Source organism: Fusobacterium varium (assembly GCA_021531615.1).
Classification (GTDB): Bacteria; Fusobacteriota; Fusobacteriia; order Fusobacteriales; family Fusobacteriaceae; genus Fusobacterium_A; species Fusobacterium_A varium_C.
This window is the reverse complement of the sequence record JADYUE010000001.1, coordinates 80,259-104,649: the sequence shown is the minus strand read 5'-3', so window position 1 is coordinate 104,649 and position 24,391 is coordinate 80,259. Positions and strand designations below refer to the sequence as shown.

The 24,391-nt window shown below is 28.1% G+C and carries 24 protein-coding genes; 13 read left to right on the top strand and 11 right to left on the bottom strand.

Features of this window, described 5'->3' with window-relative positions:
* Position 1 precedes the first annotated feature (1 nt).
* From I6E31_00485 to cas2, 7 genes are read left to right on the top strand one after another with little or no spacing between them, the layout of a single operon-like run.
* Positions 2-1,660, top strand: coding sequence for a hypothetical protein (locus I6E31_00485; protein ID MCF2638440.1), 1,659 nt, complete (start codon positions 2-4; stop codon positions 1,658-1,660).
* Positions 1,660-2,532, top strand: coding sequence for a type I-B CRISPR-associated protein Cas7/Cst2/DevR (cas7i, locus tag I6E31_00480; GenBank protein MCF2638439.1), 873 nt, complete (start codon positions 1,660-1,662; stop codon positions 2,530-2,532). The genes I6E31_00485 and cas7i overlap by 1 nt, the downstream gene beginning before the upstream one ends.
* Positions 2,519-3,277, top strand: coding sequence for a type I-B CRISPR-associated protein Cas5 (gene cas5b / locus I6E31_00475; GenBank protein ID MCF2638438.1), 759 nt, complete (start codon positions 2,519-2,521; stop codon positions 3,275-3,277). Before cas7i ends, cas5b begins: the two co-directional genes overlap by 14 nt.
* Before the next feature lie 22 nt (positions 3,278-3,299).
* A complete protein-coding gene (gene cas3 / locus I6E31_00470) occupies positions 3,300-5,639 on the top strand; it encodes a CRISPR-associated helicase Cas3' (GenBank protein MCF2638437.1) in 2,340 nt (779 codons plus the stop codon).
* Positions 5,640-5,653: 14 nt separating this feature from the next.
* Entirely contained in the window at positions 5,654-6,148 is a 495-nt protein-coding gene (cas4, locus tag I6E31_00465) for a CRISPR-associated protein Cas4 (protein MCF2638436.1), read from the top strand.
* A 12-nt stretch (positions 6,149-6,160) separates the two neighbouring features.
* Complete coding sequence (gene cas1b, locus I6E31_00460) at positions 6,161-7,135, top strand: type I-B CRISPR-associated endonuclease Cas1 (GenBank protein MCF2638435.1); 975 nt, start codon at positions 6,161-6,163, stop codon at positions 7,133-7,135.
* A gap of 2 nt (positions 7,136-7,137) precedes the next feature.
* Positions 7,138-7,416 carry a CRISPR-associated endonuclease Cas2 gene (cas2, locus tag I6E31_00455; GenBank protein ID MCF2638434.1) on the top strand — a complete coding sequence of 93 codons (279 nt, stop codon included), beginning with the start codon at positions 7,138-7,140 and terminating at the stop codon, positions 7,414-7,416.
* A 356-nt stretch (positions 7,417-7,772) separates the two neighbouring features.
* Here cas2 and I6E31_00450 read toward each other — a convergent pair whose 3' ends face one another.
* The 4 genes from I6E31_00450 to I6E31_00435 all read right to left on the bottom strand — a co-directional run bounded on the left by I6E31_00450 (position 7,773) and on the right by I6E31_00435 (position 10,684).
* Positions 7,773-8,126 (bottom strand): YbaB/EbfC family nucleoid-associated protein, encoded by a 354-nt coding sequence (locus I6E31_00450; GenBank protein MCF2638433.1) that lies wholly within the window; start codon positions 8,124-8,126, stop codon positions 7,773-7,775.
* 74 nt (positions 8,127-8,200) lie between these two features.
* Complete coding sequence (gene sppA / locus I6E31_00445) at positions 8,201-9,940, bottom strand: signal peptide peptidase SppA (protein MCF2638432.1); 1,740 nt, start codon at positions 9,938-9,940, stop codon at positions 8,201-8,203.
* A gap of 139 nt (positions 9,941-10,079) precedes the next feature.
* Positions 10,080-10,412, bottom strand: a complete 333-nt coding sequence (locus I6E31_00440; protein ID MCF2638431.1) for a DMT family protein — start codon at positions 10,410-10,412, stop codon at positions 10,080-10,082.
* An 80-nt stretch (positions 10,413-10,492) separates the two neighbouring features.
* Positions 10,493-10,684: a hypothetical protein gene (locus I6E31_00435; protein ID MCF2638430.1), complete on the bottom strand. Its 192-nt coding sequence runs from the start codon at positions 10,682-10,684 to the stop codon at positions 10,493-10,495.
* 124 nt (positions 10,685-10,808) lie between these two features.
* On the opposite strand from I6E31_00435, the gene I6E31_00430 reads away from it, so the two are divergent.
* Positions 10,809-11,789: a hypothetical protein gene (locus I6E31_00430; protein MCF2638429.1), complete on the top strand. Its 981-nt coding sequence runs from the start codon at positions 10,809-10,811 to the stop codon at positions 11,787-11,789.
* Between the two features lie 38 nt (positions 11,790-11,827).
* Here I6E31_00430 and I6E31_00425 read toward each other — a convergent pair whose 3' ends face one another.
* The 4 genes from I6E31_00425 to I6E31_00410 all read right to left on the bottom strand — a co-directional run bounded on the left by I6E31_00425 (position 11,828) and on the right by I6E31_00410 (position 13,891).
* Positions 11,828-12,166 (bottom strand): histidine triad nucleotide-binding protein, encoded by a 339-nt coding sequence (locus I6E31_00425; protein ID MCF2638428.1) that lies wholly within the window; start codon positions 12,164-12,166, stop codon positions 11,828-11,830.
* Positions 12,167-12,190: 24 nt separating this feature from the next.
* Positions 12,191-12,622, bottom strand: coding sequence for a ribose 5-phosphate isomerase B (gene rpiB / locus I6E31_00420; protein ID MCF2638427.1), 432 nt, complete (start codon positions 12,620-12,622; stop codon positions 12,191-12,193).
* Positions 12,623-12,695: 73 nt separating this feature from the next.
* Positions 12,696-13,196 (bottom strand): peptidylprolyl isomerase, encoded by a 501-nt coding sequence (locus I6E31_00415; protein MCF2638426.1) that lies wholly within the window; start codon positions 13,194-13,196, stop codon positions 12,696-12,698.
* Between the two features lie 107 nt (positions 13,197-13,303).
* A complete protein-coding gene (locus tag I6E31_00410; protein MCF2638425.1) occupies positions 13,304-13,891 on the bottom strand; it encodes a DJ-1/PfpI family protein in 588 nt (195 codons plus the stop codon).
* 153 nt (positions 13,892-14,044) lie between these two features.
* Between I6E31_00410 and I6E31_00405 the strand changes: the two genes are divergently transcribed.
* On the top strand, positions 14,045-16,393 hold the full coding sequence (locus I6E31_00405; protein MCF2638424.1) for an aminotransferase class I/II-fold pyridoxal phosphate-dependent enzyme: 2,349 nt from the start codon (positions 14,045-14,047) through the stop codon (positions 16,391-16,393).
* A 217-nt stretch (positions 16,394-16,610) separates the two neighbouring features.
* Here the strand turns inward: I6E31_00405 and nrdG are convergent, their stop codons facing one another.
* On the bottom strand, positions 16,611-17,069 hold the full coding sequence (nrdG, locus tag I6E31_00400) for an anaerobic ribonucleoside-triphosphate reductase activating protein (protein MCF2638423.1): 459 nt from the start codon (positions 17,067-17,069) through the stop codon (positions 16,611-16,613).
* A 2-nt stretch (positions 17,070-17,071) separates the two neighbouring features.
* Positions 17,072-19,318 carry an anaerobic ribonucleoside-triphosphate reductase gene (gene nrdD, locus I6E31_00395; GenBank protein ID MCF2638422.1) on the bottom strand — a complete coding sequence of 749 codons (2,247 nt, stop codon included), beginning with the start codon at positions 19,316-19,318 and terminating at the stop codon, positions 17,072-17,074.
* Between the two features lie 535 nt (positions 19,319-19,853).
* On the opposite strand from nrdD, the gene I6E31_00390 reads away from it, so the two are divergent.
* The 4 genes from I6E31_00390 (at position 19,854) to I6E31_00375 (ending at position 23,106) form a co-directional block, all read left to right on the top strand.
* Positions 19,854-20,507: a Crp/Fnr family transcriptional regulator gene (locus tag I6E31_00390; GenBank protein MCF2638421.1), complete on the top strand. Its 654-nt coding sequence runs from the start codon at positions 19,854-19,856 to the stop codon at positions 20,505-20,507.
* Between the two features lie 77 nt (positions 20,508-20,584).
* Positions 20,585-21,280, top strand: coding sequence for a 4Fe-4S binding protein (locus I6E31_00385; GenBank protein MCF2638420.1), 696 nt, complete (start codon positions 20,585-20,587; stop codon positions 21,278-21,280).
* A 120-nt stretch (positions 21,281-21,400) separates the two neighbouring features.
* Positions 21,401-21,595: a hypothetical protein gene (locus I6E31_00380; protein MCF2638419.1), complete on the top strand. Its 195-nt coding sequence runs from the start codon at positions 21,401-21,403 to the stop codon at positions 21,593-21,595.
* A gap of 377 nt (positions 21,596-21,972) precedes the next feature.
* A complete protein-coding gene (locus I6E31_00375; GenBank protein ID MCF2638418.1) occupies positions 21,973-23,106 on the top strand; it encodes an ABC transporter substrate-binding protein in 1,134 nt (377 codons plus the stop codon).
* A 351-nt stretch (positions 23,107-23,457) separates the two neighbouring features.
* Here the strand turns inward: I6E31_00375 and I6E31_00370 are convergent, their stop codons facing one another.
* On the bottom strand, positions 23,458-24,342 hold the full coding sequence (locus I6E31_00370) for a PocR ligand-binding domain-containing protein (GenBank protein ID MCF2638417.1): 885 nt from the start codon (positions 24,340-24,342) through the stop codon (positions 23,458-23,460).
* Positions 24,343-24,391 lie beyond the last annotated feature (49 nt).

Sequence of the window (24,391 nt, the reverse complement as noted above, 5' to 3'; positions counted from 1 at the left end):
TTTGGAAATAAGAATAGAGATAAATAACTGGCAATACAATGCAGGAGTAGTAGGACTTTATAATATTTTAGAAAATAGCAAAAGTCCATCTTTAAGAGTAGATTCTGAAGCTATCTATTTTGACTCTAAGGAATTGGAAAATTTTGAGGAGAAATATTTTAACTATTTGATTAAAGTTTATGAAAAAACTCTTTCTTGGTATAAAATCACATCTTTTTCAAATAGACTAGAATATTTTAAAAATAAAGAGATAGATGAAAAGGATTTAGCTGAGATAAATGATTATATAAAAGAGGTTTTAAAAAAATATCTAAAAAGTAATAGTTATGTAGCAGCATATGACTTTATCTCTGGTGATATTGACCCTATTGAAGAGGAAAAAAACTTAAAAACTATAACTTTAAAGAAAAAAGAAAAAATAGAGGACAGATTAGAAGAGATAAAAGAAACTTTAAATAAGATAGAGCAAATTATAGAGTATTTTAACTCTCCAAGTGGGAAAAAATATATTTGTGGAAAAAACCTTATATACAATATTATAAAAAATGGTTGGGATGGAGTAAGTTTTTTATATAGACAAACTAAAGAGAAAGATATTTATAAAGATTTTAAAAACTATTTTGTTACTCCTATAAATGAATATATTGAAAGTGATAAAAAGAAATATAAGTATAATTGTTTTGTTTGTAATAGAGAAATAAAAAATTTAGACAATGATTTTAGCTTTTTAGTTAATACAGGTTTTGATGTTGCTAGAAAACCTTCACATGTTTGGAATTTTGCAAATGATATTGCTATGTGTCCAATTTGTAGACTTGTATATAGTTGTGTTCCAGTAGGTTTTTCTTATGTTTATGGAACAGGTATCTTTATAAATGCTAATACTAATATTTCAGAATTAATCAGAATAAACAGTAAAATTAAAGAGGATATTTATAGTGAAACTTCTTTAGCTGGAATATATAAAGTTCTGAATAGAGAGTTACAAAAAGATATGGAATATGAATTGGAAGATATTCAATTAGTTAGATTTGAAAATGAGAAATATTATTTTAACATCTTATCTAAAAATATGATAAGAGTTATGATTAATTCTAAAAATGATATTCAATTATTAGAGTCTATCACATATAAATTTAATGGAGAATCTTATAGTTTAATTGATGAGATAACCAAAAAATTGTTAAATAATGAAAATCTATTTAATCTAATTCATAGGATTATCTATTCTAAAGTTGCAGGGGATAGTATCTATCTAAATTCTTTTGCAATTTTTGCAACAATTAAAATAAATTTCAGAATGTTAAAGGGGATAGGATATATGGAAAATAAAGAGATAAATATATTATCAAAAGCTAGAGCAGCTGGAAAAACTTTAAAAGAAAGATATGAAGCAAAAGGTAGTGATCATAAATTACCAGGAATCTGTTATAGACTTTTAAATGGTATAAAAACAAATAATATTACAATGACAATGGATACTATACTAAATTGTTACCTATACTGTGATGAAAGTGTTCCTAAGGTTATATTAGAGATGATGGGAAGCGAAGAGGATTTTAAAGAACTTGGTTACTCATTTGTTTCAGGATTGTTAGCTAAAGAGTTTGAAGAGAAAAAAGAAAATAAAGATGATAAAGTTGAAGGGGGAGAGGAGTAATGTTAGCAAAAGGTTTAACAATGACTATTGTTTTTGAAGCAGAAAGTGCAAACTATGGAGAGGGAATAGGAAACGTAGCTGCATTGAAAAAATTATCAAGGGGAAATGGAAGTCAATATACATATATTTCAAGACAAGCTATAAGATATAATATAGTTGAGCAATTGGGAGAAATTAAGGCAGAAGTAGAAGCTATGGGATCAGGAGATAAAAAAGTAGTACAATTTTCTTCAAAAACAACAATTACTGATTATCCAGAGTTAGATTTCTTTGGTTATTTAAAAACTGAGAAAGGAAGCACAGGAAAAAAACGTTCAGCTATAGTTAGATTATCTAATGCCGTTTCAACAGAGACATTTAAAGGGGATTTAGATTTTTTAACAAATAAAGGTCTTGCAGATAGATTAAATGAAAATATGAATATAGCTCAAGCAGAGATTCATAAATCATATTATGTTTATACTGTGGCTATAGATTTAGATCAAATTGGAATAGATACTAATGATAATATTGAGTTATCAAAAGAGGAAAAATCAAGAAGAGTAGAAAAATTATTAGATACAATAGCCTTTTTATATAGAGATATAAGAGGAAGAAGAGAAAATTTAGCTCCTTTATTTGTAATAGGTGGAGTATATGATATTAAAAATCCTATTTTTGAAAATCTAGTAAAAGTTAAAGAGAATAAGATATTAGTACAAGATATAGATTCTGGAATATTTGAAAATATGAGAAAAGATACTTCTTGTGGAGTTGTTGAAGGTAAATTTGATAATACTCAAGAGATTAAAGATATTTTAAATTCTACAACTATTCCTAAATTCTTTGAACAATTAAAAGCAAAGGTAAGAGAATATTATGAAATCAATTAGATTGAAACTAAAACAAAATTTAGTTAACTATAAACTGCCTACAAGTTTTCAATTAAAAGAAACTTACCCTCTACCACCTTATTCCACAGTAATTGGAATGGTTCATAATACTTGTAATTATATAGAGTATAAGCCTATGAAAATTAGTGTTCAAGGGAAGTATCATTCTAAAGTAAATGATCTGGCAACAAGATATGAATTTAAAAATGGTATGACTTTTGATGCTTCAAGACATCAAATAAAGGTTGGAGAGTATGGAATCTCAAGAGGGGTATCAAATGTAGAATTGCTTTCTGATGTTGAATTAGTAATTCATATTGTTCCAGAAGATGAAAATCTGATAGAAGAGATTTTTAATGCTTTTAAAGCTCCTAGAGAGTATATATCTTTAGGAAGAAGAGAAGATCTTGTAGTTGTAGATGAAGTAAAAATAGTTGAAATATCAGAAGAGAGAATAAAAGATGAGAATTTAAGAATAGATAGAGATTATAGAGCTTATGTTCCAGTTGAAATAATTGATAAGAAAAAAGTCTTTGTTGAAGGAAGTGTAGATACAATTCAATATAAAGGTACTATGTATAATTTAACTAAAGATTATGTTTCAGTGAATTATGGAAGTGCAAAAAGTCCTAAATTTTTTAGAAAGTGGAATAAAGTCAAAGTTCATTATGTATCTAATATAGTTGCTTCAAGAAGAAGAGCTATTACAATAGATGAAGATAGATATATGGTTTTTTTAGCTTAGATAGAAATTTTAAGAGGTGTTTATGAATAGAGAATTTTTAGCAAAATCAAATCCTAGAGAGACTATTCAAGAACATACAGATAAGCTTTTAAAAAATTTAAATACACTGCAAGAGATATATCCCAATTTATTTTTGAATTGGGATATTTTCTATATGTTAAAATTAGCTTGTTTGTATCATGATCTTGGAAAGATGAATGTTTCATTTCAAAAGAGAATAACAGGGGGAAGAGAATCTCAAATTTTACCTCATGGTATTTTTAGTTTATGTTTTTTACCTGGGGATGATATTTGTGATGAAGTAGAGGAGAGATATTTAGAAGAAGGAGCAGAGGAAGATACTGCAATTGATAAAGCAGAAAATTTTGTAAGAATAGTAGCAAATGCAGTAGCTTATCATCATGAAAGAGCGATTCCAGAAAATGCTGCTGAAATTTTAAAAAGCAATTTAAATAGTTTAAGAGAGCAATTAAAAGACTTTAAATATGATAAATTACAAAATCTTAAAGTTGAGGAGTTGGCATCAGATTTCTTTAGATTTGGAAATAGGATTACAATTGGTAACCCTTCAGATAAAGATTGTGATATTAAAAATGAGGTTTTTGATAAATATGTTTTAATTAAAGGATTGTTAAATAGAATAGATTATGCAAGTAGTGCAGGAGATAAAGTTCAAATAGAGAGAAAAAATGACTTTCTTTTAGAGAAATTAGATGAGATGTTAAAAGAGTGGCAGACACATAATCCTAATGCCAATTGGAACGAATTGCAAAAGTATATGATAGATAAGAGAGAAAAGAATGTAATTGCAATAGCTCAAACAGGAATGGGAAAAACAGAGGCAGGGTTATTGTGGATAGGGGATACAAAGGGATTTTTTATTCTGCCTTTAAAAACAGCAATAAATGCTATCTATAATAGAGTAAAATTTGGAATAATAAAAGAGGAAAAAATTGATGAAAGAGTAGGATTGTTGCACTCTGAAACTAAAGAAAAATATTATGAAGATTCTTTAAATGAAGATGAGATTGATTATTCAAAAGAGTTAGATACCTATTATGAGAGAACAAAACAACTATCTCTACCACTTACAATTTGTACTTTAGATCAGATTTTTGATTTTGTTTACAGACATAAAGGTTTTGAGCCTAAATTAGCTACTCTTGCATATTCTAAAGTGGTTTTAGATGAGATACAGATGTACTCTCCAGATCTATTAGCCTATGTAATAAAGGGGTTAAAATATATTACAAAAATGGGTGGTAAATTTGCTATATTGACAGCTACTTTCCCTAAAATTGTAGAGGAGTTATTGTCTAAAGAGGGGATTAAGTTTGAAGTATCTCCAAACTTTACAAAGAAAGATCTACCTTTAAGACACAATGTAAAAGTTATTGAAGATCTTATAGATACAGATTTTATAATCTCTAAGTTTAACAAGAATAAGGTTTTAGTTATCTGTAATACAGTGAAAGAGGCTCAAAGGGTTTATAGTGAGTTGAAAGAGAAACTTCCAGATGAGGGAAAAATCAATCTTTTCCATAGTAAATATATAAAGAGAGATAGAAAAATTAAAGAGAAAGAGATTTTAAAATTAGGGGATAAACATTGTAAAGATTATGGAATATGGATTACAACTCAAGTTGTAGAAGCCTCATTAGATATAGATTTTGATATTTTAATTACAGAATTATCTGATTTAAATGGACTTTTCCAAAGAATGGGAAGATGTTATAGAAATAGAAAACTTGAAGAGGAAAAAGCAAATTGTTTTGTTTTCTTAGGAGATAAAGAACAAAAAAATACAGGAATAGGCTATGTTATAGATAAAGAAATATATAAAAAATCTAAAAATCTAATATTAGAAAAGATAGATGGAAATTTAGATGAAGATAGCAAAATGGAGTATGTATCACAACTATATACTTTGGAAAATTTAGAAAATACTGAATATTATCAAAAAGTTAAGGATACTTTAAGATATTTAGAACTCATAAGACCATATGAAAAAGAAAAGCAAGAGGTAGAAAAAGAATTTAGAAATATAGAGAGTTTTATGGTAATTCCTAAAAATATCTATGAGGAAAATCTAGATAGAATAGATGAAAACTTAGAGATTATTGATCAAAAGAATAACTCAAAGGAAGAAAAACTATTTGCTAAAATGGAGATTAGAGATCTGACTTTAAGTATTCAAGGGTATGAGATAAAAAATATTAAAAAGTTTACAAGTGAATTAAAAGAGATTCAATTAGGAAAATATGAAAAAATATATATTTTAGATTGTGATTACTCTTTTGAAAAGGGATTTTCTGTAAGCAAAAAAGAAGCTGTTGAACATATAGAAGATAGATTTCTATAATTGTGAGGTGGGGTATGCAAAGAGAAATATCTGGAACTATGTTTTATTACTATTTTGTTTGTAAAAGAAAACTGTGGTTTTTTGCAAATGAGATTCAAATGGAAAGTGAAAATGAAGATGTAATAATTGGAAAGTTGATAGATGAAAATAGTTACTCTCGAGAGTTAAAACATGTTTTAATAGACAATACAGTAAATATTGATTTTATTAAAGAATGGAAGATACTACATGAGGTAAAGAAGCAAAAAAGTGTTGAAGAAGCAGGAATATGGCAGTTGAAATACTATATCTATTTTTTAAGAAAAAGAGGTATAAATATTGAAAAAGGGATATTGGACTATCCTAAGTTAAAAAAGAGGGAAGAGATATTTTTAACAGAAGAGGATGAAAAAAGAATAGAGGAGATACTTTTAGAGATAAGAGAGATTGTAAATTTAAAATTGCCACCTAAATTAGAAAAATTAAAGATATGTAAAAAATGTACTTATTTTGAGTATTGTTATATCTAAGGGGGAGGGAATATGGAAAAATATTATATTTTCTCAAATGGGGAATTAAGAAGAAAAGATAATAATATTTATTTTAATGACAGAGCCTTAAAAATTGAGATGACAAGTGATATCTATCTTTTTGGCGAGGTGACATTAAATACTAAATGTTTAAATTTTTTAGGACAAAATAAAAAAGCTGTTCATTTCTTTAATTACTATGGATTTTATACAGGAAGTTTCTATCCTAAAGAGAGCAATGTCTCTGGAAAACTTTTGGTTAAACAGGTTGAATATTTTCAAGATAGGGAGAAAAGGGTAGAGTTAGCTAGAGAGATTATAAAAAGTGCCAGTGATAATATTTTTAGAAACTTGAGATACTATAATGGTAGAGGAAAAGATCTGAAAAATGAGATGGAGATAATAAAAAGTTATCAACTTGAATTGGATAAGGCTCAAGAGGTAAATGAAATAATGGGGATAGAGGGAAATATAAGAAAGGTATATTACTCAACTTGGAGTAAAATAATAAATCAAGAGATAGATTTTGAAAAAAGGGTAAAACGTCCACCAGATAATATGATCAATACTTTAATATCTTTTATTAACTCATTAATCTATACAACTTGTTTATCTGAGATCTATAAAACTCAACTGAACCCAACAATAAGCTATCTTCATAGTCCAGGAGATAGAAGATTTTCTCTTTGCTTAGATATAACAGAGATTTTTAAACCTTTAATAGTGGATAGAATGATTTTTTCTCTTTTAAATAGAAATATGATAAATGAAGATGATTTTGCAAAGGATTCTAATTTTTATTATTTGAAAGATAAGGGAAGAAAGAAGATTTTAGAGGAGTATGAGAAAAAATTAAATCAAACTATTACTCATAAGGAGTTAAAAAGAGAGGTTAGTTATCAAACTTTGATAAAATTAGAGTGCTATAAATTGATAAAACATCTGTTAGGAGATAAAAAATTTGATGGATTTAAAATGTGGTGGTAAAAATGTATGTTATTTTAGTTTATGATATAAGACTGGACGAAACAGGAGCAAGGGTTTTAAGAAATGTTTTTAAAATTTGTAAAAAATATTTAACACATATACAAAATTCAACTTTTGAAGGAGAATTGACACCAAGTTCACTAAAGAAATTACAATATGAGTTAAATGAGTGGATAAGAAAAGATAGAGACTCTTTGATAGTTTTTAAAAATCGTGAAAGCAGATGGTTAAATAAAGAGTTTTGGGGAATGAAAGATGATAAAACTTCAAATTTCTTATAGCTCATAGTAAATAATAAAACTATATTTTATCTAACCTTGGAGGATTAGAAAGTGAAAATCTCATTAAAATTTATTTTTATTTAAATTTTGTTGATTTTTTTTAGGTTATAAGATATAATTAAACTAAATATATAACCTTGTAGGAATGTAAATTGGGTTTTAGATGAGATAAAAATTTTATTTAACCTTGGAGGATTATAAAAAACACTTAGATTAGTTTCTAGGTGTTTTTTTTGTTAATTGTTTTTACTAAATAAGATTTAGTATACTGCCTTTAGAAGAGATAAAAAAACTACACCCTCTATCTTAATTTCTAAGATTTTAGGTGTAGTCATTATTTTATTATAGCTATTTAATTAGAATAATCCAGGGATATTAATTCCACCAGTTACTTTTCCCATTTCAGCTTCAGCTAATTCGTCAGCTTGTCTCATAGCTTCTTTAACAGCAGAAAGAACTAAATCTTCTAACATCTCTTTATCTTCAGCAGCTTCTTTAACTACTTCATCAGTGAATTTAACTTCAAGAAGTTCTTTTTGTCCATTTACTTTAACAGTAACAGCTCCTCCACCAACTGATGCAACAAGTTCTTTTTCTTTTAATCCTTCTTGAACTGCCATCATTTGTTGTTGCATAACTTGAGCTTGTTTTAATATATCCATTTGGCTACCTGCTCCATTAGTTCTTCCACCTTTTAATTTTCTAACCATTTATCATTTCCTCCTAGTTTTGTGTTCTTTACGATTGATTATATCATAATTTATACCTAATTTTCAACCTTTACTTAAATATTATAGGGAAAATAGTATAAAGATTTGAAATATAACTCTTTTTCAATAAAAGTTGATTGAATTTTTTCACTTAATTTCATTAAAGGTACATATTTTTTTAATAGTGAATTGTAATCTAAAGATTCTGAAATCTCTATAACATTGTAATTAGTTAGATTCAGATCATTAGCTAAACCAGCTATTGTAGATTCTATTCCTCCAATTTCATTTACAAGTTTTAATTCAAATGCCTCTTCTCCTAGCCAAACTTTTCCTTGAGCTATTGAGTGAACATACTCTCTATTCAGATCTCTTCCCTCTGAAACTACATTTAAAAACTCGTCATAGACTTTTAAGTTTGAAGCATATATTTTATCTAACTTATCTTTATTAACTTCATTTGTCAAAGAGTATATATCAGCATACTCACCTTTTTTTAGTTCCTCTACATTTATATCTATTTTTCCAATTAACTCTTTAATATTTGGAATTAAACTTACAACCCCTATTGAACCAGTAAGGCTTCCTTTATCAGCATAAATTTTCTTTGCATCAGCAGAGATATAGTAGCCTCCAGAAGCTGCTATTCCCCCAATAGAGACATACACAGGCTTAACCTTATTAACTTCCTTGATCTTGTTGTTAATTATTGCAGAGGCTAAAGCAGAGCCACCAGGAGAGTTTACTCTCAATACTATCCCTTTTACATTTTTATCTTTTAAAGCTTTATCTAATTCATTTACTATTGTATTTGGAGTTAACTGATCAGAAAGATTTCTAGGCTCTTCCCCCATTAAAATAGTTCCTTCTGCATAGATAATAGCTATTTTATCACTATTTTTTCTATTTGTTTTTTTACTATTTTGAACATATTGAGCATATTTTTCTAAAGGGACAACTTTTTTCTTTCCTAAAAACTCTTTAAGTTGTTCATAATACACCAATTCATCTACCATTCCCAACTTTTTCAGTTGATAAGGCTCTGAAACCATCAAATCTCCAGCTAAAATTCTTTCATTAATTAGATTTTCATTTAGCTTTCTATCTTTGCTAATATTTTTTACAAAATTATCATAGACCTTATTTAAAAGTCTCTCCATATTCTCTTTATACTCTGGAGACATCTTATCCTTTACATATTGCTCACCATATGATTTATAGTCTCCAACATGGACTACATTAACTTTTATTCCCAATCTATCAGCTAAGTTTTTATAGTACATCATTTCAGCATAATATCCAGTGATATTTACATTTGCACTCATTGCTGGGGGCATAAATATTTCACTGCTTTTAGTAGCAAGAGAATAATTTCTATTATCAACAGATGTCATATAGCTATACACCATTTTATTTTTAGCTTTTAATGAAGTTAATTTCTCGCTTAACTCTTCAATCTGTCCTCTATTTAAAGCTAAATTATCTAATTTAAGTATAACTCCCTTTACTTTTTCATCTTTTTCAATAGAATCAAAAGTTTTAAGAAGTGAATAAAAGTTTATATCTTCATTTTTCAAAATCTCTGGAAGATTTTTATTTTTCTCTTTAAATTCTCTAGCTAAATCTAATTCAATATAGCTTTCATTTTCTAAAGTTATACTATCTTTTTCTAATATCTCATTTAAAACTATTCCACTAATTCCAAAGAGAATAATTAAAAATAGAAATCCCTTTATTAAAAATGAAAATATCTCTTTTATTACAAAAAAGATAGTTCCAAATATTATTTTCTTTAAAAATTTAAAAAATTTCATTTTTTCACCACCTATTTTTATTGCTATTATTATAATAACAAGGTGAACCCCTTGTGTCAATCTTTATATATTATTAATAATAGTTTATAAAAAAACAGGAGATATTTCTCCTGCTCCTTATCAAGAAAACTTAATTCAATTATTTTTTAAACATGAAGTACACTGCCCCTATCATACAAAGAAAAGCATAGATATAGTTCAATCTAAACTCTTGTTTTAAGTATAAAATAGAGAACCCAGAGAAAACTATTAAAGTAATAACCTCTTGGATAATTTTTAATTGAGCTACTGTAAAATATTGAGCTCCAATTCTATTAGCTGGAATTGAAAAACAATATTCAAAGAAAGCTATTCCCCAACTTGTGATAATTGCAAAAAGTAAAGCACTTTTAGTATTTTTCAGATGCCCATACCAAGCAAAAGACATAAAAATATTAGAGATAAATAGTAAACAGATTGGTAAAAATTTCATAAAATCCTCCTAAGAAATATAATTCTAAAGAGGATTTTACTGCAAAATCTTAGAAAATTCAAGAATTTTCTATCAAAATTTTAATTGAAAAACTCTTTCAGTTTTTTCAAAAAACTTTTCTTTTCTGAACTTCCTTCAAATTTTTCAATCTCTTTTCTAAGTTTGGTTTTTATCTTATTATTAGGACAAATATTACACATCTTAGCATGGCAATTTCTACAATTTGCCTCGATTCTCTCTAGTTTTTCTTTATATTCCCTTAAATTTTCCATACTCCATCACCATTTTTATTATAACATAAAGTTAATATAAATGGTATAGTTTAAAATATTTGTTTAATTTCACATAAAAAAATGATAATATATAGGTATCAAATAGAAGATAGAGGTTGTTTTTATGGAGAAAATCAATAATAAAGAGAAAAAAATGATATTGGTGAATAGAGAAAATTTTAAAACATCTATAACAGATATTTTAAGAAATTCTGAGACTGATTATCTAATTTTTTTACAATTTAAAAGTAATACAGAAGAAAATTTAAGTATGTTAGATGAGTTAAAAAGATATTTTCTTAGTAAAAGAAGATATGAGTATCTAAAAAATACAGTTGTCTTTAGTGATAGAGAGTATCTAGCCAATGATTTAGGAGTAAGAGGAGTACTTACAATAAAAAATTTAGGGGATTTTGATATAGAGAAATTAAAGAACTTATATCACAATTTTAACTTCGATGAAAAAACAACAGATGATTTTCTCCAATCAAATTCAATTCCTTTTGGTTACAAATTAGATCTATACAACTCTATTGATCCTTGGATTATGTCTATCAATGGAGTTGGAATTTTAACTATTAGTGATAAAAATTATGATAAAATTATGTGTAACTATCACAAAGTAAAAAGATTGTATCCTGATGTAACTATTGTTGTGTTAAAGGGAAAAAATGATATCCGTCCTTTAAGTCTATTAAAGATGATAGGGGCTGATGCTCATATTACATTGGGAATTACAAGTATAAAAAATATACCTTATAATAAGAGATTAGATGCTTTAGTGTACAATAGAAGTCCTTATTCTGAAAGAAATATAAGAAATTTTGTAACAGAGATTTTAAAAGATAGGAAAAGTGAAAATAGTCTATTTGATTTTAGAGATTTTATGGGGATAGCTCCTAAGAATTTTGAAGCTGATATTTTTTATGATGAAGAGGAAGAGATCAGTAAAAAAGAGGAGAAATTCTTTAAATTAAAAGTTACAACATTAGGGAAAAATGAGAAGTATAAAAATCAGATAAAAGAAGAGAGCATCACTTTATATAAATGTGAAGAAAATTGTAAAAGTGAGATGTTCTTTTTTGAAAAAACAGATGAGATATAATTAAAGAGAGGTTTTTACACCTCTCTTTCTCTTTTATTTTATGCAAGAGCTCCCATTTTTTTACCACCAAGTAGATGGAAGTGAAGATGGAAAACCTCTTGTCCACCATATTCGTTACAGTTTGTGATAACTCTGTATCCTTGTTCAGCTATTCCAAGCTCTTTAGCTATATGAGCAATAGCAAGATACATATCTCCTATTATATTTTTATCTTCAGGAGTTATATCGTTAATAGTAGGAATCTCTTTTTTAGGAACAACTAGAATATGAATAGGAGCAGCAGGGGCAATATCTTTAAATGCCAATACTGTATCAGTTTCATAAACTATAGTTGCAGGGATCTCTCTATTTATAATTTTAGTAAATATAGTAGCCATAAAAAATCATCTCCTAAAATTTAATTAAATATTTTCTATTGCATCTACTCTTTTTTCGTGTCTTCCACCTTGGAATTCAGTAGCTAAGAAAACATCTACCATTTCAAGAGCAAGAACGTCACCAACAATTCTTCCTCCCATAGCTAATATATTAGCATTGTTGTGTTCTCTTGTAAGTCTAGCCATAGTTGTATTTGTGCAAAGAGCAGCTCTTACACCAGGAACTTTATTTGCAGCAATAGATATACCAATACCAGTTCCACAAACAAGAACTCCATAGTCAGCTTTTTTATCAACAACAGCATGTCCAACAGCATGTCCAAAAGTTGGGTAATCTACTGATTCAGTTGAGTGAGTTCCTAAATCAAGAACTTCATATCCTTTTTCAATAAGGTGTGCTTTTATTTTTTCTTTTAATTCAAATCCTCCGTGGTCAGCACCTAAAGCAATTTTCATAAAACTTTTCCTCCTAAATAAATTTAATTATAAATGTAAAGGGGAATTTCTTCCCCTTTTTTAACTGAAATTATTAGTCTTCAAATCCTTCAAAGTGAGGGTGTCCATGTTCAAGCTCAACTTCTGAAGCTTCTCTAACTCCTGTAACCTCAACTTCAAATCTTAAGTTTCTTCCAGCAAATGGATGGTTACCATCTGTAGTTACAACATCATCTTCTATTGAAGTGATAACGAACTCTTGTTCGCTTTCTTCTCCAGTTTCATCATCTTCCATGTCAGCAACAAATTCCATTCCTTCATAGATATCATCAAAGTCAGCAAAATCTTCTTTGCTCATTTCCATGATAAGATCTTCATCATATTCTCCATATCCTTCTTCAGGAGTAAGAGTCATAACAGTTTTAAATCCTCTTTCTTTTCCTTCAAGAGTTTCTTCAACTTTAGGAACAAAAGCTCCAATTCCATGGATATAGAAGAAAGGACCAACTTCTTTTGTATCTTCTAAAAGCTCATTTGTATCATTATCATAAACTTTAAATTCTAGTGTTACAACTGCATTTTCAGTAATTTTCATAAATTTCACCTCATATAATATTTTTACTACCTAATATAAGAATAACATAAATTTATATAAATTTCATCCTTTTTTTTAATCTTTAACACAAAAAAATAAAAATTATATTAAAAACACATATTTTTTTTCACAATATTACAATTTTCTTTGTCACTGAATTTTTCTAAAAGTAGAAATGCTGTTTCTAAAGCATTTTTCGGTCCAGAACAAGTGATAAGATTTTTATCCTCTACAATCTCCTCTCTTATTGGAATAGCTCCATATTTTTCTAATTGAGAGAAATATCTTTCATTATCTAGTAGATAAGTTGTTGCTTTCCTTCCCTTTAAGATTCCTGCCTCTCCTAAGGGAATAACCCCTGTACAAACTCCTACAATTATTTTATTTTTTTCATTGAAGTGTTGAATTACATTTTTAAAGATAGAATCTTTCATATCATTGAAGAAATCTGCCTTACCAAATCCACCAGGTATAACTAAAGCATCATACTCTTCAAGATCAATATTCTCTTTTTTTAAATTTAGTTGTGGAAAAATTTTTAAATTCCATGTACAATATATTATATCATGTATGCTAACTGTGGTAGTTATAGTGTTCTTTTTTCCTACAACCATATTCCAGCCAAAAATGTCAATAAAGGGAGATACCTCAAGGATTTCAACCCCTTGTGAGATAAGTATTAAAATTTTTTTCATATTTTTCTCCTAAAAAAATTAAAAATGATTGACTAATTTTATAAAAAGTCTTACAATACATCGTATTTGAAGAATTACAGAATTTGGATAATATTTATTATAGCATTATGCTACAAATATATAAAATAAAAAATTTAACTATAAGGAGGTAAGATGTCAAAGCTAGACCAAAGTAAAACTCCACTATTCTCAGTGTTAAAAAATGAATATGTTGGTAGAGATATTCTTCCATTTCATGTTCCTGGACACAAAAGAGGAAAAGGAGTAGATAAAGAATTTTATGATTTTATGGGGAATGGACCTTTCTCCATGGATGTAACTATTTTTAAAATGGTAGATGGATTACACCAACCAAAAAGTTGTATAAAGGAAGCACAAGAACTGGCAGCAGATGCCTATGGTGTAAAGAAAAGTTTCTTTGCAGTAAACGGAACTTCAGGGGCAATTCAAGCAATGATTATGTCTGTAATGAAAGCTGGAGATAAAATTCTTGTTCCTAGAAATGTTCATAAATCAGTTTCAGCAGGAATTATTTTAAGTGGATCTGAACCTATCTATATGAACCCAGAGATTGATGAGGAGTTAGGAATAGCTCATGGTGTCAGACCTCAAACTGTTGAAAATATGTTAAAGCAACATCCAGATATTAAGGCTGTACTTATTATCAACCCAACTTATTATGGAGTTGCTACTGATATTAAAAAGATAGCTGATATTGTTCACAGCTATGATATTCCACTAATAGTAGATGAAGCTCATGGACCTCATCTTCACTTCCATGATGATCTACCTATTTCAGCAGTAGATGCTGGAGCAGATATGTGTACTCAAAGTACTCATAAGATTATTGGAGCTATGACTCAAATGTCACTTTTACATGTAAATTCAGATAGAATTGATGTAAATAAAGTTCAACAAATACTAAGTTTATTACATACAACTTCACCTTCATATCCTTTAATGGCATCATTAGATTGTGCTAGAAGACAAATAGCAACTGAAGGAACAGCTCTTTTAGATAAAGCTATTAAACTTGCTAAAAGATTTAGAAGTGAAGTAAATAAAATACCTGGAATGTCTTGTTTTGGTGAAGAGATTGTAGGAAGAGAAGGAGTATTCGCTTTTGACCCTACAAAAGTAACTGTTACAGCTAAAGAATTAGGACTTACAGGGGCAGAGTTAGAAACTCTACTTGTTGATGATTACAATATTCAAATGGAACTTTCAGACTTCTATAATGTTTTAGGACTTATTACAATAGGAGATACTGATGAAAGTATAGATAAATTTATTGCAGCTCTTAAAGATATTAGCAATAGATACTATGGAAAAGGAAATAAAATTAAGAGAAATATAATTAGAATGCCAGGAATCCCTGAGCAAGTTCTAATTCCAAGGGAAGCATTCTACAGTGAAAAGAACACTATTCCATTTAAAGAAAGTGCTGGTAAGATCTGTGGAGAGATGATAATGGCTTATCCACCTGGAATTCCTATTATCACTCCAGGAGAAAGAATTACTGAAGAGATTATTGAATATGTAGAAGATTTAAAAGAAGCTCAACTTCATATTCAAGGTATGGCAGATCCTGAATTAATTAATATCAATGTAATTGAAGAAGAAGACGCTATCTACCTATATACAGAAAAGATGAAGAGCATGATGTTTGGTGTGCCTATGAACTTAGGAGCAAACAAAGCTGGAATCGAGTTTGGACCAGATACATTATGTGAAGCATTCCCAGATACATTTGATGAGATGGAAATTATTGAAGTTGAAAAACAAAAAGAAAACTTCAATGAATGGAACTTAAAATATAAGAATACAATTCTTAACACTTGTGAAAAACTTGCAACTGCAGTAAATGAAGCTGTAAGAGATGGATATAGACCTATAGTTATTGGTGGAGACCACTCAATCGCTCTAGGAAGTATCTCAGGAGTTTCACTTGAAAAAGAGATTGGAGTTATCTGGATAGATGCTCACGGAGACATGAATACTGATGAGTCAACTATTACTGGAAATATCCATGGAATGCCTTTAGCACTATTACAAGGAGCAGGGGATAGAGATCTTGTAAACTGTTTCTATGAAGGGGCTAAAATAGATAGTAAAAATGTTGTTATACTAGGTGCAAGAGATCTTGACTTTAAAGAGAGAGAGATTATTGATCAACTTGGAGTAAAAGTAATCTATCACGATGAAGTACTACAAAAAGGACTTGATAATATCCTTGAAGAAATAAGAGAATACTTACAAATAGATAACCTTCACATCAGTTTTGACGTTGATTCAGTTAACCCTGAATTAGCACCAGGGGTAAGTACTCCAGTAAGAAATGGATTCACTACTGATGAGATCTTCCAAACATTTAAGTATCTATTTAAAAACTACTCAATCACATCTGTTGATATAGTAGAATTTAACCCAGTTAATGATAAAAACGATAAGACACTTAAGTTTGTAAACGAACTTACAGAGTATGTTGTAAATCCAGACTAATAAATAAATTTAAAGAGCTGAGCAAATAAATGTTCAGCTCTTTTTGTATTTAAAATCTTAGTTTAGACAACTAACTTGACTAATAATCGCTAAAAATAAAGGTACTTTGCCAAAACCTAGCGATATGCTAGAGAATTAGATAAACTATAATTTATATCATATAAAAAGACTGCTAAAGTTGATATTTTAATTATCAATCTTTAACAGCCTTTTCTATTTATACTTCTATTTCAATTCCATTTTTAAATACTCTTTGATTTGACGAACCTCTTAATCTCAATCTCAAATCTTTCTTCTCAATTTCAAATTTACCATCTATTAAGTAATCTATCAACTTAACATCTATCCATTTTTCCACATCTTCCTTTAGAAAACCTGTCCATAGATAGATTTTTTTATTTGTATTTTCCTTAATAAAATGGATTAGCTCTAAAACTTCCTCACGATTTTTTTCAAAAAGAGGATCTCCGCCAAGAAAAGTTACATTTTTCCATCTTGAATTTAAAATCATATTTTTAATAGTTTCAAGAGTATAATCTGTTCCACTGTCATAATTCCAAGTATTTTTTGAAAAACAGCCTTTACAACCATGAGAACAACCTGCAAAATAAAAAGTTAATGTAAACCCAGTCATACTATTAACTGGGTCATTTTCTACTATTGATATTATCTTCATAATTATTTCACGTGGATTGCTCTATTTTTTATCTCTTTCATTCTACCTTCAAGAGCATGAGTTATATTGTAGTTTGAAATATATCCACAACAACGTCTTTGAATTTTCATTTTCATTCCATCTTCATTTCCACATTGTGGGCATTTGTAACTAGCTGTTTTTTCATTATATGTGATCTCTCCAGTGTAACCACAATCATAACATACATCTGAAATTGTATTTACTGCAAAGTACTCAATTCCAGCATCATGAGCATATTGAATAAGTTCGATTATAGCATCACTATTATATGTTTTTCCACCATTTTCAACATACATTATATTTCCACCATTACAGTATTTAATAAATGGTGCTTCTACATCTATCTTATCAAAACAATCTATTGGAAGCTCTGATGAGAAGTGGAAAGAGTTTGTATAGTATTCTCTTTTTCTTAACCATTCAGGCATAATATCTCCATAGTTTTCAACATCTTTATTGAAGAATGTTGCTATTGAGCTTTCAGCAGGAGTTCCATAAACTGATACTGGTAAACCTGTTTCAGCTTTTATCTCATCAGCTTGTTGTCTAATAGCCTTCATTATAGTCATTCCCATCTCATGTCCTGCTTGAGTTGAGATATTCTCTTTATCATCAGAAAGGATTCTTACAGCATCATCAAGCCCTAAGAAACCATATGACACAGAAGCTCTATCTGTTTTTAATAATGCTTCTATTGTATCTTCAGGATCAAGTCTAGCAATTCCACCATATTGGAAAAGAATTGGAGCTTTTTTAGCTTGAAGATGTTTAACATTATTAAATCTTGTTTCAATAGCTTTTTTCATAAGATGTTTTCTCTTGTTTAAAATTTCTAAGAATCTTTCAAGTCTATTTCCTGATATCTTATCATGTTGTTCTTGTTTTAAAACATCTAAAGCGATTTGAGGAACATTTAAAGTAGCTACTCCATAGTTAAATCTTCCATAGTGTTGATATTTTCCATTTTCTTGATATTCATGGTTTACTCTTGATCTGCAACCCATTCTTGCATAGTATTTACCAGCATCATAATCCTCTTTAGAATAGAATAAAATATCTGGATAATATGTATTAGCTATACATTTAGAAACTTCTTTAGTTATATAGAAATATTTGTCTCCCTCTCTTAAATTGTATCCATCTACTGCCATATATGAAAGTTTAGGGAAGATAGCAGGTATATGTTTTTCTCCAAGCCCTGTTTGTCTTACTTTTAAATAAGATAGGATAATCTCTTCAGACTCCCAAGAAGTAGGGATATTAAAAGTTATAGTACTAAATGGAGTTTGAGAAGCTGATCCTAAAATTGAGTTTGTTTGGTACTCAAATAGTTGACAAGCATCATAAATATCCTTTGCAGTTCTCTCTTTAGCAATTGCAAATTCAACTGGTTTCTCCTCTTTTAATTTTTGATTATCAGAGTCGATTTTTCCATATATAGCTTCAATCTCTTCAGTTGAAATCTTTGATAATCCAGCTTCAGTTGATAATCTATCATTATATGCTTTTACAAAGTTCTTTTTAAAGTTTTTCTTAGCATATTCAGCAAAAACTTCGTTGAAATTAGGAAGTGAAACACCACCATATTGACTTGCACTGATACTAGCCATTATTTGCATAGCTATGTTCATTGCTGTTCCAACAGAGTTTGGTTGACAAACATCAGCATTTGTTATTCTAGTACCATTTCTAAGCATATCTTCTATATTAAATAGACAACAGTTTGTTAATTTTGTATCAACATCTGAGTCATGCCAGTGGATAGTTTTCTTTCTATGTGCTGACCAAAGTTCCTTATCAATGTTTCTTTCAAGTATATATCTGAAATATTCTCCAGCAATTAAGTCTCTTTGTACTGATGGTAACATTGAGTTTTTGTTACTGTTCTCTCTATCTCCAATATCAACTATATCAGTCATGTGTCTAAATACACTGTTTGCATCTTGGAATCTTTGCTCTGCTCTTTGAGTTCTGTATGTTTGGAAAGCTTTTGCTTGTTCAAAAAGCCCATATCCACATAAAGCATAAAACACAATATCTTGTATTGACTCAACAGATATTCTTGTGCTTCCATTTATTTTCTTCATGATGTCATCCATCATCTCTTTAATTGAGACTTTTCCTAGATATTCAACCTCTTTATCTATTTTTTCAAGTACTCTTTCAATTTTATTTTTATCGAATTCAACTATAGATCCATTTCTTTTTATAACTTCTATCTTATGCATCTAGCTGCCCCCTTCTTTTTTATTTCCATCATTATTATACAATATATTGTGATTAATTCAAATATCTTTCATATATATTGTTATTTTAAAATATGTATAATATTTATTTGACTTTTACTTGACTTCTTCAACTGCTTATAAAAGTTGAGTTCTAGGATTTATAAAAAAATTATCTATCTTCAATTTATTTTTTATATTATTACTAGATATTGTGTTAGAAGAATGTTAAATTCTTCTCTTTTATCTCTTTAAAAACTTTTTGAAAAATTTTTCTCTTGACAGATTAAAAGCCCTCTTTTTTTTCGAGGGCTTATTTTTAACACAAGTATTATTATATATTTTTCTCTAAAAAAAGTCAAATCTATATATTTTATATCTAAGCTTTAATAAGAGAGCAAATTTTCTCATTTTGGAAGAGAAAATATTTTATTTTACATTTTTATCTCCTTCTATAATTTTGTATCTTAAGTATAATCTTTTTTTATGTTGCACAAGCAACTGATGTACATGTTATAATCTGTTTAGGAGGTATTCAATGGAAAAAATAGAATTTTTAAAAAAACTTCCAATATTTTTTAATTTAACTGAGGAAGAGATTATTTTTGTTTTAAAATTTTTTAATTCTTATAAGGAATCATTTAAAAAGAATGATTTTATTTTTGAAATAGGGAAAGAAATAGATAAGATTGGGATAATTTTATCAGGAGAGATCAATATAATAAAAGAGGATTTTTGGGGGAATAGAAATATTTTAAATAAATTTAAAAGTGGAGAAATTTTTGGTGAAGTTTTAGCTCTTTCAAAGACTTCTTTAAATATAGTGGTTGAAGCTTCACAAAATTGTACAATTTTATTTTTAGATCTAAAAAACTTTTCAATAGATAGTGAAAAAAATCCTGATGAGATCTTAAAATTTTTATCCAATATTTTTAAAATTTCTTTAAAAAAGAATATTCTATTTACTGAAAAATTAGAATATATTAGCAAAAAATCTATAAGAGAAAAGTTACTATCGTTTCTTTCAGCAGAGGCACAAAAAAATAAAAGTAACTCATTTTTTATAAAATTTGATAGGCAGGAGTTAGCAGATTATCTCTTTGTAGAGAGAAGTGCTCTATCTCGTGAACTTAGTTCTATGAAAAAAGATGGATTAATTGATTATAAGAAAAATTATTTTATTTTAAAATAGATATTTTGTTGCAATTGCAACATATTTTTAAAGATTTTTTATCTATAATACTCTTATGAAATTTAAGGAGGAGTATTATGATAAGAAAAATTATAAAAATAGATACAGAAAAATGTGATGGGTGTGGGGCTTGTGTAAAAGCTTGTCATGAAGGAGCTATAGGTTTAGTTAATGGTAAGGCTAAGTTATTGAGAGATGATTATTGTGATGGACTTGGAGATTGTCTCCCTAGTTGTCATGCTGAAGCAATAACTTTTGAAGAGAGAGAAGCCCTTCCATATGATGAAGAAGCTGTAATGGCTAAGTCTAAAAATAGTTTTAATCATTCATGTTTAGGAAATAAAATTGAGGTTTTTAAAAATAATTCTCAAGATGAGTTAGAAGAAGAAATATATGCCTCAAGTTTATTAAAAAGTAAATTAAGCCAATGGCCTATTCAAATAAAATTAGTTCCAAGCAATGCTAATTTTTTTGAAGATGCTAATCTTTTAGTAGCTGCTGATTGTACAGCTTTTGCCTATGGAAATTTTCATAATGAATTTATTAAAGATCATATAACTCTTATAGGTTGTCCTAAACTTGATTCAGGAGATTATAAGGAAAAGTTAACAGATATTTTAAAATTAAATAATATAAAATCTTTAACTGTTGTAAAAATGGAAGTTCCTTGTTGTAGTGGAATTGAAAGAGCTTGTGTAGAAGCTTTAAAAACAAGTGGAAAATTTATTCCATGGCAAATAGTAACTATTACAAGAGATGGAAGGAAAAAATAGTCTTTTCTATAAAAAAATATTATTAGATTAATATTTTTAACTAGCTATATAGAAGAACTTGACATAGAAAAGAATATTTAGTATATTAAGTTATTAAAAATAGTTAGGAGTTAAAATATTATGGAAAAGTATATTGTTACAAAAATTGAAAAAGAAAGTTATTTAGAGAAGTTTCCAGTTCTTCAATGTGAACATGCTTTTGGAATTGATTATGATGATTATATATCAATAAAATGTAAAAAGATTATGGGAACTTGTACTTATAGAAGTAGTTTAAAAACTGAATTTATGAACTGTAAATTTTTAAAAAAATAAAAAATGAAAAAAATACTTGATTTTTTTAAAAAATAGAAGTATACTCAACACAAGATAAAAATTAAACTAAAAGGAGGTTGAATATATGTTATTACTACTTAACTTATTATTACTGTTATCACTACTGCTCTTTATGCTTAAAACTGAATACAGAAATAATATTGTTAGGGTATGGAATAATTATATTCTTCGTCTTTTATCTAAATATACTTCAAAGGAAGCTAATTTTAGCTATTTTTAGCATAAGTTTATTTTGTGTTATCTAAAAATAGAAAGATTAGTTTATTTGAATAATAATTTGATTGATAGGCAACCTTAGCAGGTTGTCTTTTTTTTATAAAAAAATAAATATAAATAACAATTAAGGGGGAATAATTATGAGAAAGATTAATATGTTTATTGTTGGAGCTATGATGTTAATAGGTGGTTGTGGTAAGTCTGGAGAGGTGGCTAAGCCTGAAACTATAAAAATTGGTGGAATGGCACCATTAACAGGAGCTTTGGCAATTTATGGAGTTACAACTACTAATGGAGCAGAACTTGCAGTTAAAGAGATAAATGAAAATGGTGGGGTTTTAGGTAAAAAAATAGAATATGTAATGCTTGATACTAAGGGGGATTCTACTGAAGCTGTTATGGCATACAATAAATTAGTTGATGAAAAGGTAGCAGGAATAATTGGAGAGGTTACTTCAAAGCCTACTTTAGCAGTGGCTGAGGTTGCTGTTCAAGATAATATGCCTTTAATTACACCTACTGGAACTCAAGTGGATATTACAGAAGCTGGACCGAATGTATTTAGAGTTTGTTTTACTAATCCATACCAAGGAAAAGTTTTAGCAATCACTTCTAAAGAAAGATTAGGAGCAGATACAGTAGCTGTTATGTTAAATAACTCAAGTGACTATTCAGATGGAATAGCTAAAGCATTTATTGAAGAGTCTGAAAAGTTGGGCATGAAAGTTATGGGAGTAGAGGGATATTCTGATGGAGATAAAGATTTTAGACCTCAACTTACTAAATTGGCAGCTATGAACCCTGATGTTATTCTTATTCCTGAATATTATGAACAAGCAGCTTTAATTGCTACACAAGCGAGAGAAGTTGGAGTTAATTCAATATTTGTAGGTTCTGATGGTTGGGATGGAATAGCTAAAACTCTTGATAAAAGTTCTTATGCTGCAATAGAAAACTCATATTTTACTAATCACTTCTCAATTGAAGATCAATCTGAAAAGATTCAAAATTTCTTAAAAGATTATAGAGAAGCATATAAAGAAGATCCATCTGCTTTCTCTGCATTGGGATATGATGCTGTTTATATGATGAAAACTGCTATTGAAAAAGCTGGAACTACTGATAAACAAAAAGTTGTAGATGCTTTAAAAGGTATTGAATATGATGGGGTAACTGGATATTTAACTTTTGATGATCATAATAATCCTGTAAAAGCAGTTACTGTTTTAAAAATAGAAAATGGTAAATATGTTTTTGATTCAAAAGTTAAATAAAATTATCTAGTTTAAAGTTTAATTTACATGATACTAGATTATCTTTTAAAGTTTAGTTTTCAAAACTTATATTTTTAATATCAACTAGCCTTCATACTAAAGAATAAAGAATCCCTAAGCTTATTCACTATGGGTATCGCAGGAGTTCTACTCCTGCATCTCAAAAATAGTAGTCGCTAAAAGCTTCTCTATTTTTGGAACTCAACTTCGTCTCAAACACGTTGCATTTTCTTAACTCCATTTCGCTAAGGGATTCTAATATTCTCTAGTGAATTACGGCTTTAGTTGATATTAGGATAGAATTTTTCTTTTTATATATTTATTAGTAATAGAAAAGTAGATACTTACTATTTATGATAAATTATTTTTTAATCTATTTTTATACTCCTTTGGTGTAATTATCTCATATTTCTTAAATAACTTTGTAAAGTAACTACTATCTTCAAAACCAAGGAGATCTGATATTTCACTAAAAGATTTATCAGTAGTTTTAATGTAAAACTTAGCTCTTTCTATCTTCTTTAATAAAATATACTCTTTAAAAGTTTTTCCAGTTTCTCTTTTGAATGTTCTTCCAAATTGAGATTGACTCATATTGCAAAGGGTAGCCCCTAAAGTTAAAGATATATTCTCATGGATATTTTCATTTATATATTTTATAACTGGTGCTATTTTAGAATTGCTTAACTCTATTTTGGTTTTAGATATGTTACTTTTTACATGCAACCATCTATTATTTTTTATACAATCAGCTATATAATAGGTGCTATAAGTTACAATTCTAATTATGCTTTCAAGTTTTTCTAAGCTAATAACTGTCAACTCTTGATATTTTTCCTGAAGTAATTTTAAATCTATATTTTTTTCACTATTTTCCTTTAAAATTCTTTCTATTTCAAATTCCTCACTATTTTCAATTAAAAATTGTCCAATTAAAAAAGCTCCAATAATCTCTCCTTCATATAAAATAGGGATAATCACATCAATCAAACCAGAGTGACATTTATAAATATATGGAGTTCTTGATAACAAAACCTTATTTAAAGCTTTTAAATCACATTTTTCACAAAATAAACTAAGATTTGAGCTTTTACGAAACAGTTTACAAAACCCTGAATAATTAGTTTTTTCAGTAATATATTCCCCTTCAATATCAATAATTACAATCCCCATATTGGTAAGAGTCATTAAATCTTTTTGAATCAACAGCAATTCATCTTTAAAATTCCTTAACATTTTATCACCACTTTATAGATAATATATTTTTATTATATCAAAGTGGAAT

Coding starts and splice junctions, on each gene's coding strand:
- I6E31_00435 (MCF2638430.1), bottom strand. CDS start 10,684: ATGGAAAATTTAAGGGAATATAAAGAAAAACTAGAGAGAATCGAGGCA.
- I6E31_00390 (MCF2638421.1), top strand. CDS start 19,854: ATGGAAAAAATAGAATTTTTAAAAAAACTTCCAATATTTTTTAATTTA.
- I6E31_00425 (MCF2638428.1), bottom strand. CDS start 12,166: ATGGCTACTATATTTACTAAAATTATAAATAGAGAGATCCCTGCAACT.
- cas5b (MCF2638438.1), top strand. CDS start 2,519: ATGAAATCAATTAGATTGAAACTAAAACAAAATTTAGTTAACTATAAA.
- cas3 (MCF2638437.1), top strand. CDS start 3,300: ATGAATAGAGAATTTTTAGCAAAATCAAATCCTAGAGAGACTATTCAA.
- I6E31_00430 (MCF2638429.1), top strand. CDS start 10,809: ATGGAGAAAATCAATAATAAAGAGAAAAAAATGATATTGGTGAATAGA.
- cas1b (MCF2638435.1), top strand. CDS start 6,161: ATGGAAAAATATTATATTTTCTCAAATGGGGAATTAAGAAGAAAAGAT.
- I6E31_00385 (MCF2638420.1), top strand. CDS start 20,585: ATGATAAGAAAAATTATAAAAATAGATACAGAAAAATGTGATGGGTGT.
- I6E31_00450 (MCF2638433.1), bottom strand. CDS start 8,126: ATGGTTAGAAAATTAAAAGGTGGAAGAACTAATGGAGCAGGTAGCCAA.
- I6E31_00410 (MCF2638425.1), bottom strand. CDS start 13,891: ATGAAAAAAATTTTAATACTTATCTCACAAGGGGTTGAAATCCTTGAG.
- I6E31_00380 (MCF2638419.1), top strand. CDS start 21,401: ATGGAAAAGTATATTGTTACAAAAATTGAAAAAGAAAGTTATTTAGAG.
- I6E31_00440 (MCF2638431.1), bottom strand. CDS start 10,412: ATGAAATTTTTACCAATCTGTTTACTATTTATCTCTAATATTTTTATG.
- sppA (MCF2638432.1), bottom strand. CDS start 9,940: ATGAAATTTTTTAAATTTTTAAAGAAAATAATATTTGGAACTATCTTT.
- I6E31_00405 (MCF2638424.1), top strand. CDS start 14,045: ATGTCAAAGCTAGACCAAAGTAAAACTCCACTATTCTCAGTGTTAAAA.
- nrdG (MCF2638423.1), bottom strand. CDS start 17,069: ATGAAGATAATATCAATAGTAGAAAATGACCCAGTTAATAGTATGACT.
- I6E31_00415 (MCF2638426.1), bottom strand. CDS start 13,196: ATGAAAATTACTGAAAATGCAGTTGTAACACTAGAATTTAAAGTTTAT.
- cas4 (MCF2638436.1), top strand. CDS start 5,654: ATGCAAAGAGAAATATCTGGAACTATGTTTTATTACTATTTTGTTTGT.
- I6E31_00375 (MCF2638418.1), top strand. CDS start 21,973: ATGAGAAAGATTAATATGTTTATTGTTGGAGCTATGATGTTAATAGGT.
- rpiB (MCF2638427.1), bottom strand. CDS start 12,622: ATGAAAATTGCTTTAGGTGCTGACCACGGAGGATTTGAATTAAAAGAA.
- cas2 (MCF2638434.1), top strand. CDS start 7,138: ATGTATGTTATTTTAGTTTATGATATAAGACTGGACGAAACAGGAGCA.
- nrdD (MCF2638422.1), bottom strand. CDS start 19,318: ATGCATAAGATAGAAGTTATAAAAAGAAATGGATCTATAGTTGAATTC.
- I6E31_00370 (MCF2638417.1), bottom strand. CDS start 24,342: ATGTTAAGGAATTTTAAAGATGAATTGCTGTTGATTCAAAAAGATTTA.
- cas7i (MCF2638439.1), top strand. CDS start 1,660: ATGTTAGCAAAAGGTTTAACAATGACTATTGTTTTTGAAGCAGAAAGT.